The 14,815-nt window shown below is 41.2% G+C and carries 11 protein-coding genes; 5 read left to right on the top strand and 6 right to left on the bottom strand.

Translation table 11 applies throughout. The features are described from left to right. Window positions 1-100 precede the first annotated feature (100 nt). The 3 genes from ACZ5OK_RS16490 to ACZ5OK_RS16500 all read left to right on the top strand — a co-directional run bounded on the left by ACZ5OK_RS16490 (window position 101) and on the right by ACZ5OK_RS16500 (window position 4,222). A complete protein-coding gene (locus ACZ5OK_RS16490) occupies window positions 101-1,492 on the top strand; it encodes a hypothetical protein (protein ID WP_343838799.1) in 1,392 nt (463 codons plus the stop codon). Window positions 1,493-1,751: 259 nt separating this feature from the next. Beyond that, window positions 1,752-3,860 carry a metallophosphoesterase family protein gene (locus ACZ5OK_RS16495; protein WP_343838801.1) on the top strand — a complete coding sequence of 703 codons (2,109 nt, stop codon included), beginning with the start codon at window positions 1,752-1,754 and terminating at the stop codon, window positions 3,858-3,860. Window positions 3,861-3,883: 23 nt separating this feature from the next. Further along, entirely contained in the window at window positions 3,884-4,222 is a 339-nt protein-coding gene (locus ACZ5OK_RS16500; protein WP_343838803.1) for a CZB domain-containing protein, read from the top strand. A 13-nt stretch (window positions 4,223-4,235) separates the two neighbouring features. Here ACZ5OK_RS16500 and ACZ5OK_RS16505 read toward each other — a convergent pair whose 3' ends face one another. The 4 genes from ACZ5OK_RS16505 to ACZ5OK_RS16520 form a co-directional block, all read right to left on the bottom strand. Continuing rightward, window positions 4,236-4,961 carry an alpha/beta fold hydrolase gene (locus tag ACZ5OK_RS16505; protein WP_343838806.1) on the bottom strand — a complete coding sequence of 242 codons (726 nt, stop codon included), beginning with the start codon at window positions 4,959-4,961 and terminating at the stop codon, window positions 4,236-4,238. Between the two features lie 4 nt (window positions 4,962-4,965). Further along, complete coding sequence (locus ACZ5OK_RS16510) at window positions 4,966-5,505, bottom strand: hypothetical protein (RefSeq protein WP_343838808.1); 540 nt, start codon at window positions 5,503-5,505, stop codon at window positions 4,966-4,968. A gap of 170 nt (window positions 5,506-5,675) precedes the next feature. Beyond that, entirely contained in the window at window positions 5,676-6,569 is an 894-nt protein-coding gene (gene purU / locus ACZ5OK_RS16515; RefSeq protein WP_343838810.1) for a formyltetrahydrofolate deformylase, read from the bottom strand. Between the two features lie 73 nt (window positions 6,570-6,642). Next, window positions 6,643-8,820: a type IA DNA topoisomerase gene (locus ACZ5OK_RS16520; protein WP_343838812.1), complete on the bottom strand. Its 2,178-nt coding sequence runs from the start codon at window positions 8,818-8,820 to the stop codon at window positions 6,643-6,645. A gap of 268 nt (window positions 8,821-9,088) precedes the next feature. Here ACZ5OK_RS16520 and ACZ5OK_RS16525 point away from each other — a divergent pair, with 268 nt between their 5' ends. Continuing rightward, a complete protein-coding gene (locus ACZ5OK_RS16525) occupies window positions 9,089-10,294 on the top strand; it encodes an MDR family MFS transporter (protein ID WP_343838814.1) in 1,206 nt (401 codons plus the stop codon). Between the two features lie 192 nt (window positions 10,295-10,486). Beyond that, complete coding sequence (locus ACZ5OK_RS16530) at window positions 10,487-10,918, top strand: flavoprotein (protein ID WP_343838816.1); 432 nt, start codon at window positions 10,487-10,489, stop codon at window positions 10,916-10,918. Window positions 10,919-11,004: 86 nt separating this feature from the next. Here the strand turns inward: ACZ5OK_RS16530 and ACZ5OK_RS16535 are convergent, their stop codons facing one another. Both ACZ5OK_RS16535 and ACZ5OK_RS16540 read right to left on the bottom strand, forming a co-directional pair. Then, window positions 11,005-12,402 carry a sigma-54-dependent transcriptional regulator gene (locus ACZ5OK_RS16535; protein ID WP_343838820.1) on the bottom strand — a complete coding sequence of 466 codons (1,398 nt, stop codon included), beginning with the start codon at window positions 12,400-12,402 and terminating at the stop codon, window positions 11,005-11,007. Between the two features lie 3 nt (window positions 12,403-12,405). Further along, a complete protein-coding gene (locus tag ACZ5OK_RS16540) occupies window positions 12,406-14,529 on the bottom strand; it encodes an ATP-binding protein (protein WP_464758229.1) in 2,124 nt (707 codons plus the stop codon). Window positions 14,530-14,815: the final 286 nt, after the last annotated feature.

The raw sequence follows: 14,815 nt of genomic DNA on the forward strand, positions 1-14,815 counted from the left end.
TCGTTAAATTTATCCTTTTATTTTCAGCTCAGAAAAATTTCCGGTTCGTTTCCAGGAGGGAAAATATGTTATAGTATAGGAAAGCGAAGGAGGTATTTACATGTCCGAACAAACGGTCTCGATTCAGCACCAGAAACAATCGCACGAACTGGAAGTACGACGCATGGCGCTATATCAACAGAGTAAAATTGTAGAAGCTAATGACGATGAAACGACCTATTTTTTATTTTTCTATAAAGACCACTATCTTACCTATGTAAAATCACCGCAAGTAAAACCGGATTCCTTTGCCGACCGGGCCTTTACTTCAGGTATTGTATGTTCCGCCCAGCACCCCTTAACAGTAGCCTTCCTTTCATCCGAAAAATCGTTTCGTAAGCATTCCTTTGAGCAATTATTCAGGAAAATGGAACAAAAACATACGCCCTATGAAGCAGGTTTAATCGCAGCATTTTTTGATTCCTTTATAGAAAAAGAAGAGCTGGTTTCCTACTTTAAGGAATTATTTTACCGCTACCGCCGAAATGGGCAGACCTACCTAAGCTATCGAATCATCCGGATGCTCTTAGATGTACATCCAGACCATACATGGGTTCAGGACTTTGCCAAAAAGTTGGAGTTCCAAGCCTATGCCGAGTGGTATAATCACCCCGATAGTGACCTGTTTCAAAAAGATCCTTTATTTGCCGAAAAGGTATACTTCCACAATCTTCAGGATGACTCATATTTTGAAGCCCTCTCCACGCTTCTTAAGCAGGAGGACCGTCTGACTGACCTGCTGGCGATCACCATTTATAAGTTTTCGAAAAACCCGACAGAACCTCACTATCATAAGCTTTACTCTATGCTCGATGAATACTTAACCAAGGAACAAGTAGCAGATGTATTACAATCTCTTCTTGATTCAACTGGCGATTTCAAACCGATCACCCAGGACCTGATAAAGCTTTCCAGTGCATTAAGCAAGCCTCATAAAATGATTGATATGATTACCAATCATGCTCTGACCATTCCTGAAACAGAGGTTCCACTCGTTGAATCTGTGCTGGATCAGATCCATGTTCAATCCCGTGAAATAGATGTTAATAAATTTAATCAGCTCCTCCCCTCCCTCTATCAGTCTGATTCAATACGCCTGGAAAAATTATTAAATAAATGTGTCAATCAGCTTCTCCTGGATCATGATATATCCTATGTGGCAGAATGGGCTGAGCCCTTTAAAAGCACACACCCGGAGTTACCCATTTTACGTAAAATTGATCAAATGCTTGAGATAGAGAATGATCCCGACCAACAGCAGCTTTTAGGTGAATTATACTTTCAATTTGAACATTTCCAGCAGGCCATTGAATGCTTCAGCTTTGAAATGGAATTAAAGGAAGATGACCCTAAACCGGTCAGATGGCTATCAAAAGTTTATCAGGAGATGGGTATGCAGGACGAATCGAAAGCCTACCAGCAGCTTTACAAAAACATTCAAAAAAACGCTTAGGCATCATTTAAACGGCACCCGAAATAATCTGCCTGTCCAGGCACGACATACACACACTTCCCAATAGATGAATAGGCTATCCCATAGCTTTTATTAGTGGAACCTAATTCCCACTATTTATCACGTATTAACTGGCCGTAATACCCCCACTTCAAGTTTTGAGGGTAACCTAACAAGACTAAGTGGGGGATGGAGAAAACCCCCACTGATGGAAGTTTCACTTTATTGACAGTCTTTCATCTATTGGAGTTGATGGCATATGTTTCCTATCCCCAAACTTTTATCAGGTCCTGTGCTTAGAAGGATTTCACCGGAAGGAGCGTACATCTGGTTAGCTGCAAGTAAGCCCTATTTCATCGATGGCGAGGTTTATCGAATTAAGGAAAATCCACAGGCTGATATACAGGATGATCCTCATCAATATGAGTACCTGAATGTATCCACAGGACATGACATGATTCAGGCTGGAGAACATGTGTATATCTCACTAATAAAACTCACTCCCAAACAGGGATCTTTTCCTGTTGATCAGCTGTTAGGCTATAATTTATTTTTCCAATATCAGGGTGAACGTGTGGATTTAGGGGACCTGAATCTCCTTTCTGACAGTAATCCTCATTCAATCGTTTACGGGACATTAAAACTTCCCACCTTTTTTATACCTGGAAGAAAACAGACGAATATTCTTTATGGATCCTGTCGCAAGCCACACGGAGAGGGACAGGATACCTTTACCAGTGCAGATTTAGCCATCCAGCAGCATCATCTTCATCTGGATCAGCGACCAGGCTCCCTGTTTTTAATGGGCGATCAGATTTATGCGGATGATATTGCAGATCCAGTATTTGCTATGGTTACAAAATGGGTGAAGCGATTATTTGGAGACAACGAAGACCTGACAGATATTGATCCCCGCCTGAAACAGGAGCCCCTGCAATCATCGATCAACAAAATACATGCAAGACAATATATTTCAGAACAATTCTGCCAGTTCACTTCCAATCATGCACACAATCACCTGATGTCATTCCCAGAATATGCGGTAAAGTATCTACTTCACTTCGGTCCCCAATTATGGGAGACCTCAGAAATTCCAGCCTTTGTAGACCTGATGAAACAAGATGCTTATTATTTCATTTATGGTGAAAATGAAGAAAATCAGGATGAACGAATGGATGAATTTGAAGAGCATCAATTGCGGTATCAGCAGCAGTTAAATCACATGGAGTCCTATCTTAAGGCTCTTCCACTGGTCAGACGTGTGCTGGCAAACACACCAACTTATATGATTTTTGATGATCATGATATTACCGATGATTGGAATCTCTCCCAGGAATGGAGAACAGCGGTTTATGAAGCACCACTTGGCCGGCATGTGGTAGCTAATGGACTCTCGGCTTACTTTTTATTTCAAGGCTGGGGCAATCAGCCGGATTCATTTGATAATCGTTTTATTGATACTTTATCAAAGCATCTACATTCCCTCTCTCCGGATTCACCAGTGTATGCAATCTGGATTGAACATCTATGGCGCTTTCATTCCTGGCATTTTACAGCACCAACGAAACCGGTCAGTTTATTTTTAGATACACGGACCATGCGTGGCTATGATCTGACACCAAAGCCCGTGCAAATTGGAAATCTATTAGAGGAAAGTATACCTCCTCCCCATTTGATAGGCAAAAGGGGCTGGAAACGAATAAATCATACTCTGTATTCAAGTAGCTGGGAAAAAGGGGATCCTTTGATTATTGTATCTGCTACGCCTGTCTACGGAATCGGTCTTATAGAAACGTTTTTACAGGATTATGTCTATCCGCTGAAAGCTTTAGGGGTGCAGATCCGCTATCAGCTCGATTATGAGGCCTGGAAATATAACCATGCCGGATTTTCACTTCTCATGGACCAGATTTTATCCTGGAATCCAAAGCCTTGTATCATCTTATCAGGGGATGTGCATTATGGTGCGTCCGTCAAGTCAATCGTGACAAAAAAGAATCACCAGAACCTGCCCATCTATCAATTCACCAGTAGTCCCATTCATAATATGAGCTTTTCCGGAGTATGGGGACTCCTGCTGAGAAGTGCCGTCTGGTTTAATGCGTATAAGCGAAAACGAAAAGCCATTTATCGAACCTGTGATGAGCACAACCGCCTTCATACAGGTGAAAACCAGCCGCCTGACAGCCGTAGCAGTGAGAAATGGCGCGAGGAAATTCATTATTTAAGGACAAATAAAGCATCTTTAATGGAGACAGATAATAATATCGGCCTCATTTCAATCCGGAATAAATCTATTCAGAATAAATTATTAAAATATGACGGCAAATTGTCAAAGGAAGTTCATTATTCTTTAAATCCCGATTAATCCGTTCACAGCGGCTAATCAGGGTGACCGAAACGGAGCATAGATTACTGGAGTGGTGGCTTTACAATCAAATACTGGGCTATCAAACTGAAAATATCGAGGGCAGCCTGCTTGCTCACAGCTGTGCATTAGGAACATGGATGAGGAAGTATGAAAATAATCCTGAAGTCAAATTGCTGTCTTCCTTTAAAAAGGCCAAAAACCTGCACGAAAAATACCATCAAAAGCTGGAACAGATTCAGTCACACATCCAGAATCAGAAGACCGAGGAGGCCTATCAGCAATTATTGGATGTAAAGAATACATCGAGTCGTTTGGAACAATCTCTTAAGACATTGGAGACAGAACTGCTCAAAGTTTAAAAAAGAGAACGGACTAAATGTTCGTTCTCTCTCTATGTACTCTACCAATGAATTCTCTAACTAAACGGTTGTAAATATCAGGCTGATCGATGTTTGCCGTGTGACCTGCATTAGGGATAAGACCAACTTCTATATGAGTGTTTTGTCTTTTCATATTAGCAGCCGCTTCTGCCTCATGTAATTCCTCGCTTCCATTTAAAACAAGTGCAGGCACTGCTATGCTCCTTATCTCATCAGCAGATAACGATGGATAGATATAGGTCATCGAATATAACACTTTCTCCAGTGTATCCTTCCATTTATCTCCATGCAGATCCTTAAAATGCCGCACAAGTTCATCATCACGATCTTCAATGTTACGAAAATAGTGATACTGCTGTTCCATAGCTCCAGTCATCTCCTCGGGTATCTCTGGAGAGTACCCCGTTAACACAATTCCTTTTACAGACTCAGGAGATCTTAGAGCCGTATGAACAGCTAAGGAAGCTCCGAGGGAAAGGCCGATAATATAACCTTCTCCTCGCTCTTTAATATAAGAAATCACCCATTGAAGCGCATGCTTAAAGTACTCTTTATCAGCCTTCTCTGTTGAATAACCATGCCCTGGTAAATCAACAGCTTCCACGTTCATATCTTTAAAAGCTGACAGCTGCTTTGCAAAATGCGTTTGACCCGTTCCCATGAAGCCATGTAAAAAATAAACCTTGTCGATAAAAACCCCTCCCTCCGTTAAAATCATGAAATCACTCCAAAGGCTGCTGTAAAATTTCACTCATCAGCTTATTTGCAGTAGAAAGCGCTTCTGAGCGATTCCCGGCAGGAGCAGTAATCATCATACCATCCTTACTGCTCCATCTTGAACCTGATTCCCGCTGATCGTGAATCGTCAAGGCAAGTTCACCAAGCTGCTGGTTTAAAAAGATGGTTCCAAGAAAATATAATGAAGGATAATTCTCATCTTCTTTTATTACTGTATACTTCACACCGTCACCGCGATCTTTAATATCAAACTGTATCCCCACTTCCCCGGCATTCTCAGGAGGGATGTTTTGGCCATCAATCAGGATTGTGCCCCTAAACGTTCTGTTTCCAAATAAACGATTTTGAATTTCTCCATCAAGTTTTATCGTAACTGGCTCCTCCATTCCCATATTTTCACTGCCTAATTGATAGCGAACTCCTTCAAAGGTATGGGTATATGGTTTGGGATAGATATACCATAACGTAAACAAAAGCACTGCTGTCACCAGTATCATAGCGGTCCATAAACCCTTTTTTCTCAAGTTATCCCCCCACGACTTTCTGCGAGTAAAATGAAAGCTTCTTAGTAAGTTATCTAAGTAATAACATTTAAACTATATTTCTATATATTTCGACATAATTACAGTCATAGCCTTCAATGTTTGAAAAGATTTATAGCTTTCAGGCTTCTTGAAGCGGATGCCATTTTCTTTTAAAAAACAATCGTCTTATTTTCATGGACAAGAATTCGATCCTCTAAGTGCCACTTCACAGCCCTGGTTAACACACTTCGCTCAATGGAAGCACCAATTTTCTTTAAATCCTGAACGTGGTCGCGATGATTAACCCTCATCACATCCTGTTCAATAATAGGGCCTTCATCTAAATCATTCGTTACATAGTGTGAGGTCGCTCCAATAAGTTTGACTCCCCGCTCATAAGCACGCTCATATGGCTTTGCTCCCACAAAGGCCGGCAAAAAGGAATGATGAATATTAATAATTTTACGCTCATATGCCTGGACAAAATCCGACGTTAAAATCTGCATATATCTGGCCAGTACAATCAGGTCAATCTGGTATTCCTTCAGAAGCTGCAGTTGTTGCTCCTCTGATTCCTGCCGGGTTTCTCGCGTTGCCGGTATGTAATAAAAGGGGATATTCAAGGACTCTACAACGCCCCGAGCCTCTTCATGATTACTTATGACTAAGGCAATTTCTGTCATCATATCTCCTGATTGCCATTCCCAGAGAAGCTCACGGAGACAATGCAGCTGTTTGGATACAAAAATCGCCGTTCTTTTTAACTCCTGGACGAGACTTAAATCCCAATTCATTGAAAATTTATCCGCAATCGTATGGAACTGGCTTTTTAATTCCTCTTTTCGATTCGCTAAATCAGGACACTCAAACTCAATCCGGATAAAAAAGGTTCCTCCCTCAGGGTTTGTTGAATGCTGATTTGAATCCATAATGTTCGCGTTAAATTTATACAAAAATTGAGATACAGCCGCGACAATTCCCGGCTGATCCGGACAGCTAATCAGCAGCCTTCCCCTGTCTTTCTGATTTTCCTTATATTGATGCAGCTGTTCTTGAACTTCCATTGTTTCTGACTCCTTTTTATGAATTTATGAATTATACGATCTGAGAACTAAACGGTCGCCTTCGCTTTTCTACCTACTTAAATTCCATTTTCCATGAAAAGTATTTTTTATCAGGGTCTTTTTCGTATTTTAGGTAGGCGCTGAATTTTTTGCCTTTTTTGCTGGTCAGGCCTTTTACGTGGGCGCGGCCGTTTTTGAGTAAAGATTTGACCATCGTTTTGGTGGGCTTCTTTTTCATGCTGGCCAGGTACTTATCATTTTTCCAGATAGCGAATGAGCAGCCCTTTCCCTTTTTCCAGTTGCTGCAGCTGAAGGCCACGTATGAATCGACGACATTTTCGCCGCACACCGGACATTTTCCAAGGACTTCATTGCTATTTTTCGATGACTTGATCTCATTGATGGTAATGTCTTCAGCCTGCTTGATTTTTTCGACCGAGTCAGATGTGAAGGAAAATACCAGGTCTAAAAACTGGTCCTTTTTTACCCTGTTTTTCTCAATATCTGATAGAGTTTTTTCCAATCGTCCTGTGAACTCCAAATCAAACAGCTCCGGGATAGGGAAGGATTCTACAAGTCTCTTTCCTAACGGAGTACAGATCAGATTTTTCTTATCAGCTTTAATATATCCGATATCCTTCAGCTTTTTGATCGTTTCTGCCCTGGTGGCCGGAGTTCCGATACTGAAACCAGCCAAAATACTGCCCAGCATTTCCTCATCGCTCGAGTCCTCGCCTGCATCTTCTTCCTCTTTATAGCTCTTCCCACAGGTCTCCATCACTTTAAGGAGTGTTTTTTCCGTATGACGTTTTGGCGGTTTGGTCATATGGGAGGAAACCTTTGCGTCCACCACAGAAACCTGGTCATTCAGATTTACCTTTGGCAGGATGACATCTTTGGATTGAATATGGTCAACCTTTTTCCAACCTTCAACAATCTGGACCTTACCCTTCGTTAAAAAGTACCCGTTTACATCCTCTGCATCCACTTTCGTTTTTAACAGCGTCTGTTCTGATTCAGCAATCGGCATAAATTGCATAATAAAACGATTTTTAATGGCTGTATAAACGATTTCCTGATCCCGGGTCAGCTGTTTCGGCTTCATGTATGTAGGAATAATTGCGCTATGGCTTTCTACCTTTTGATTATTAAAGACACGCTTTGATTTTTTAAAGGTAATTTCATCTTTATAAGGGAGATTCTCTGAATGGACTTTTAATACCTTGGCTGTTTTTCCAACCAGACTTTCATCCAGGGCGATACTGGACGTCCTAGGATAAGTAATCAATTTTTTCTCATATAAAGATTGGGCCACTTTCAAAACTTTATCACTGGACCAGCCCTTAAATTTATTTGTAATAAATCCCTGCAAGTTTGATAGATTAAATAAATAAGGAGGGAACTCTTTTTTCCTTTCCACCTGCTTGTCGATGACGTTTGCATCCTTGTTCGTGACCGCATCCTGAATCCGGGTTAAAACGTTCTGATCATTGAACTTTTCCTGTTTCTCTTCAATGTACGTTCCTTCATACGTTTCTCCATCCTTCGTTTTGAAGGCTGCCGTAAGTTTAAAATACTCTTCCGGCTTAAACTGCTCAATTTCCTTATCCCTGTCATAAATAATTTTTAACGTTGGCAGTAAAACGCGCCCGATATTGAGTGCCTTCCCTTTCCCCTTTTGATATTTCAACGTGGCTACAGATGTAAGGTTGATTCCAATCACCCAATCTGCCCACTGTCTGCTCATACCTGCATCTAGTAAAGGACGCAATTCCTGGTTGGGCCTGAGCCGGTTCATTCCTTCTTTTACTCCCTCTGGCGTCCATTCATTCAGCAGCAACCGATAGACCTGCTTTTTCGGCTTCTGTTTATAGATTATACTGTCCCCGATCAACTGCCCTTCACGGTCATAATCACAGGCAGAGATAATCGCTTCTACATCTGTTCGTTTCATTAACTGATGAACAGTTTTGAGCTGCTTTTGCACACCCCAGTCCGGCTTGGAGCGGTCTTTTGGGTTGCTTTTCACTTTATACTGGAAACTGGACGGAATAAACGGGAAGTTGTCCATTTTCCAGCGGGCCATTTTGGAGTCATAATCTTTGGCATCATAGAGCTCAAGCAAATGTCCAAAAGCCCAGGTGATAAGGAAATTGTCCCCTTCATAATAGCCATCCTTTTTGCCTTTAACGTTTAGTGCATCGGCAATGTTCTTCGCTACGGACGGTTTTTCCGCTAAAATCAATTGCATCCTCTTTCACTCCATCCCAAGTTGCGTTTCACACATTTCCTTCATTGTATAGCTAAATTATATTCCCGTCTAATTCAATAAATAGATTAATATGAAGCTTAAGTACCCAAAGAAATCAATGATGCGTTTATAAAATCCTGTTTTTCTTCATGATCATAGAGGCATCTCAAAATTTTGGTAAATAGCGAAAAAGATTGCATTTCCCTTTAAATTCTATTAATATTCTCTAGTACTCATTTATTTTACAACCAGAAAAGGTCGGATAATTATGCCTAAGCACATCTGGATTCTTATTATCGGGATGGCCATTAATGTCACTGGGGCTTCTTTTATATGGCCCCTAAATACAATCTATATGCACAATGAATTAGGGAAATCTCTGGCCTTTGCAGGGATTATTTTAATGCTTAATCAGGGATTTGCCATTTTGGGGAATCTGATTGGCGGTACTCTTTTTGATAAAATCGGCGGCTATAAAACCATCATGCTCGGAATTTCAATTTCCATGCTTTCTGCGACCGTGCTCGCTTTCTACAACAGCATCGTTCCGTATATGATTCTATTAATGACGATTGGATTAGGCTCCGGAATGGTGAAGCCTTCCATGTTTGCCTTTGCAAGCTCTGCATGGCCAGAAGGAGGGAGGCGTGCGTTTAATGCCATATACGTGGCACAAAACCTTGGTGTAGCACTCGGGGCTTCCCTTGGCGGTTTTTTTGCCAGCATCTCCTTTTCGCTTATATTTGTCGCAAATGCGGTGACGTTTCTCCTTTTCTTTATCATCGTTTTATTTAAATTTAAGCCCATTGAACAAAAAATGGACAATGTCGCCTACACAGGCGGGATGGATTATCAGGAAGATAAAGGAAAAGACAAAGCGTCCTTCCGTGCGTTAATGATTCTGGGGATTGGCTTTTTTATAAGCTGGATTGCCTACGTTCAGTGGCAGTCCACCATTTCTTCCTATACTCAGGAGCTGGGAATATCCGTAAGTAACTACAGTACACTGTGGACGATAAATGGTGTATTAATTATTGCTGCCCAGCCCCTCGTAAAATTGATTGGTAAGTGGATTCCCTCTCCAAGAGTTCATATTTATATTGGGAATACGATCTTTCTGTTTTCCTTTATCTATATTCTATTTGCCGAATCCTTTGCCTCGTTCGTAACCGGTATGATTATATTGACATTAGGTGAAGTTTTAGTCTGGCCAGCGGTCCCAACTTTAGCGGATCAACTGGCTCCAAAAGGAAAATCCGGTTATTACCAGGGGCTGATTAATAGTATTGCCACAGGCGGCCGTATGTTAGGGCCTGTACTCGGAGGATTAGTCGTGGATCATTCAAATATTCATTATTTATTCTATGGATTGATCTTCCTGCTAATGGTTCCGTATCTAACTACTTATTTATACGACCGGGGCCTGTTGAAGCAAAAAACGGTGTCATCACAAGCGGAGCAGCATTTATCTTAAGCCACTTATTAATGAAAAAAATCGAACAGCCAATCAAATCCACGCGGTTGATTGGCTGTTTTTTGTTACAAGCAAAAGGCCGTGTCTCAGACTATATTTTTTAAAAAATAATGGAATATTATGTTAATATTAAACTGAGAATCTTATGCTGAGCGGACAAAATCTAAGGCAGGATATAGGAGGACTATTATTATGGACAATTTTTCATTTCGCAAGTTTCTTCAAACATATTTAGAGGTTTGGAGAAATTCGTCTTTAACTGACATAAAGGAAATGATTTCTAAAGATTATCAAGCCAGAGAGATTTCAAATGGTGAATTGGCAGACTTCGGTTATAAAGAGGCGATAACAGGCTGGGAACAAGGGTTTACATATGCCAAACAGGAAGGTCATAAATGGGACGTAAATGCAGTATCGATCATTCCTTTACGTCAAGATGAAGTAATGGCCATTTTATCGGCGACACTCATTATGAATGGAAAAAAATTAGATAATGTCAGCTTATTCTTTCAGACATTTAAGAGGAATGAAAACAATGATTGGAAGTTGATTAGAAGTTATATAGAAGCTGGAGTTCCTAATGAAAATTTAAAGAAGTTACAATTCAACGAAAAGGGCTTTTGAGCAATAAAATAAAACGCTTGGATGATGTGAGATCCAAGCGCTTTTCTTTGCCCATGTCTGCTATTCAATAAACGTCTACTTCTCTCTTAATCCCTGTCCAAATCAATATTGTACTTCCTGATTTTATACAATAGACTTTGTCTGGAAATATCCAATCGTTCAGCGGCCCGCGCCTGATTGCCATGCTCGGCCCTTAGTGCTTCTTCTATTGCATGAACCTCCACCTGCTCAATATGGTCGGGCAAGGAGAAGTCCTCATCAATGGAAAGGTTGATACCCTCTTCGTCCCCATGAGTATCCCCTTCAAAATACTCAATCACTTCATAAGGAAAATCGTCCAGTTTTAATTCGCCATCTGTTGTTAAAACGACCGCTCTGGCTATTGCGTTTTGCAGCTCACGGATATTTCCCGGCCATGGATATTTGCACAGCTTCTGCACCAGGGAATCTGAGATTGAGTAAGAACGCTGATAATCCTTCTCATATTCTGACAGGAATTGCTGGATCAGTCCGGGAATGTCCTCTGTCCGTTCTTTTAGCGGCGGAAGTTTCAGCCCTATGATGTTTAATCGATAATACAGGTCCTCCCGAAATTCTCCAGCCTGAACCATGTCCCATAAATTGCGGTTTGTTGCAGCAATTAAACGTACATCTGATGAGACTTCTTTTCCGCTACCTAATGGAGTAAAGGTTTTATCCTGGGTGAACTGCAGGAGCTTGGCTTGCAGATCAATTGATATTTCCCCAATTTCATCCAGAAACAATGTCCCTTTATCCGCTGTTAGGCATAGTCCCTTTTTCGATGTATCTGCTCCGGTAAACGCGCCTTTTTCATAGCCAAATAATTCACTCTCCAGCAGATTGGATGGAATGGCGGCGCAGTTTACTTTAACAAAGGGACCATCCTTCCTGCGACTTTCCTGATGAATGGCTCTTGCACATCGCGATTTTCCGGTTCCACTCTCCCCTTCCATGAGCACGGTCACATCCTGTGGAGCCACCCGTTCAATCAAGTCAAACACGTCAATCATACTTCTACTTCTGGTAACCATCCCCTGGAGCTGAAATTTATTTTCGACAGCGGCCTTGAGCTCCCTGTTTTCATAGTGAAGATCCTGCCATTCAATCGCCCGTTCAATGACCACCTTTAATTCCTCTGCCTTCATAGGCTTGGTTAAATAATCAAAAGCCCCCATTTTCATCGCTTTTACCGCATCTCCTATATCTCCATAGGCTGTACAGACAATAATCGGGATGTCCTCATACTGCGGCTTCCAGCTTTCCAGTAATTTTAAACCTGTTGTATCGGGCAATAATATATCTAACAGAATAATATCAATTTCTCTTTTATTGATTTTGTGAGCAGCCTCTTCACCACTGGCAGCCTCAACTACCTGATATCCTGTTTTTTCTAATGTCATGGTGGAAAGTCGACGGAATTTCTCGTTATCTTCTACAAATAAAATGGTTTTTGGCTTACTCAATCGTCATTCCCCTTCCTCGTTTGACCCCTTATTTATAGGCTTTAAATAAATGAGCATCGTTGTTCCGACGCCTGTTTCACTCTCTACTTCCATGTAACCGCCGTGGTTATTAATAATATCATGCGTGATGGATAATCCCAGCCCTGTACCTTCCTGCTTGGTTGAATAAAAAGGATTAAAAATACGCTTCATTTTAGACTGGGATATTCCCACTCCATCATCCATCACTTCAAGCACATATTGCTGGTCCACTTTTTCAATCGCAACTTGGATTTTTCCCTGCTGATCAACCGCATCCATAGAATTTAAGAACACATTTAAAAGGGCCTGTGTTATCTGGTTGCGATCTCCCTTAACAAATGCCTGTTCTTCAGGGAAGATAGTATTTATTTCAATTTTCTTCTGTTTCATCTGGTGAGATAGTAGATGGAGAATTTCATTAACTAATTCTGTCAAATCAAAGATGCTTTCTTCTTTCTTCGTTTCCCGGCTGAATTGCAGAAAGCTTTTCACCAGTTCGTTCATACGGTCCGTTTCATCCTGAATATCGTTCAGCGCTTCCTTAATCGTTTCAGGACCCTTTCCTTTAAAGGAATAGCCCTCTTCCAGTTCCTTAAATTCCGACTCTATTAAATCACTGGCCATTTGTATCGTACCCAGAGGATTTTTCACTTCATGGGCGAGGCCTGCTGTCATCTGACCTATGGCTGCCAGTTGTTCTGATCTCTGGATATGCTGTTCCAGCTGCCTCACTTTGGTGATATCCCAGAAGGTCGTCACAACCCCAATCACCTGTCCCTTTTCATCTAACAGAGGAGAGCTGAACCGCCTTAAAACAAGCTTGCGCCCATATAGATTTCTGTATATATACTCATCTTCTATTCCTTCAAAGTCAGATGAGGCATTTTTACAAGTCTCAAAATGTTCCTTTAAGGGGACAGGCAAAGCAGAAATCGACTTTCCTTTTAGCCTTTTATGTTTACGATTTAATAGCTGTTTCGCTTTGTCATTTACAGATGTCACATTACCCAGCGGATCCATGGTAATGACACCAAAAGGAAAGGATCCCAGAATAAGCTGAAGATAGCGTTCCTTTTCCTTCAGGCTGGTGGCCATGTAATTTAAGGCCTTCGATAAGGTTTTTACCTCGTCTTTTTCCTGCAGCAGATTGAATTTCCATTTTCCACCCTGAACATATTGATTGGCTTCTTCTGTTAATGCGTTAATCGGTTTAATCACCCATCTCACACTAAAATACAAAAGGATGGTAACAGCTATCGTTAATACAACAAGTCCCATAATTAATGAAAATGTTAAATTTTTTGTCGCGGCATTTACATGATCAACAGGGATTGTCGTTACAGATAAAAAAGGAAGATGATCCACGGGACTGTAGGCAATCAGCACATCCTCCTGCAGCACAGATTCATAGCGAATGCCTGTCCTGCCTGAATATCCCTCTTCCACAGCGGGAGATGTCAGGCGTAATCCCATACTTTTATTATCGTTTGTATCTATGAGTACCGATCCATCCTGATCAAGGAGAAAGCTCCTTCCATCCTGTCCCACAATATTCTGTTTGCTGTTTTTTTGCAGGAAATCCGGACTCACCTGTGCAATGAATCCGCTGTGAACCTCTCCATGTTCCTCTGACTGTATCGGAACGGCTATGAAAATACCAGGTACTCTATCATTTTTCGTCACAATCGTTGACGAAAAGGAAGAACGTCTCCATTTCAGTTCATCCAGTATGGGTTGAAGTTTTGGAGGAAGGATATCCATTCCCTCCTGATTAGTGGGGGCCTGATGGAGGATTCGTCCGTCCTGGCTGACTAAATAAATCTGCTGAAAAAAAGCATCATTGACGGCTAAATCTGTGATTGCAGAACGGGTCCATTCCGATGCATGATTCGTCAATCGATCGGTTACTGATATATTTTCAAGCAGCTTCTTTTTATATTCAAATAAATTCGTAGTCTGATTGGAAAGATTTTTGGTCACTTGTATCGCCTGATTTTCTGTCTGATTATCCATGATACCCTTTGAAGACATCACACCTAAATACATGATTACAAATAATGGAATCATAATCAGAAACAGGCCTAAAACGATAAATCTTTTAGTCAATCTTGCTGGGAGAATCTTTTTCATCGTCTGTAAACACCCTTCAAAATAGATAAAGTGAAACTTCCATCAGTGAGGGGGTTCTCCATCCCCCACTGATGGTTAGTTGAACTTATCAGGAATTTACTGGCCGTTTATCCCCCACTTACTCTTGTTGGGGTACCTTCAAGACTTGATGTGGGGGTATTACGGCCAGTTAATGCGTGACAAAGTGAAACTTCCATCGTTGGGGGTTCTTTATCCCCGGCGGATGGCCAACGAAACTTATCAGGCCATTTACGAGCTGTTT

Source organism: Salinibacillus aidingensis (assembly GCF_055393355.1).

Excerpts from the sequence above, each read along its gene's own strand:
- ACZ5OK_RS16495 (WP_343838801.1), top strand. The coding sequence starts at position 1,752 with ATGTTTCCTATCCCCAAACTTTTATCAGGTCCTGTGCTTAGAAGGATT.
- purU (WP_343838810.1), bottom strand. The coding sequence starts at position 6,569 with ATGGAAGTTCAAGAACAGCTGCATCAATATAAGGAAAATCAGAAAGAC.
- ACZ5OK_RS16505 (WP_343838806.1), bottom strand. The coding sequence starts at position 4,961 with ATGATTTTAACGGAGGGAGGGGTTTTTATCGACAAGGTTTATTTTTTA.
- ACZ5OK_RS16520 (WP_343838812.1), bottom strand. The coding sequence starts at position 8,820 with ATGCAATTGATTTTAGCGGAAAAACCGTCCGTAGCGAAGAACATTGCC.
- ACZ5OK_RS16530 (WP_343838816.1), top strand. The coding sequence starts at position 10,487 with ATGGACAATTTTTCATTTCGCAAGTTTCTTCAAACATATTTAGAGGTT.
- ACZ5OK_RS16525 (WP_343838814.1), top strand. The coding sequence starts at position 9,089 with ATGCCTAAGCACATCTGGATTCTTATTATCGGGATGGCCATTAATGTC.
- ACZ5OK_RS16490 (WP_343838799.1), top strand. The coding sequence starts at position 101 with ATGTCCGAACAAACGGTCTCGATTCAGCACCAGAAACAATCGCACGAA.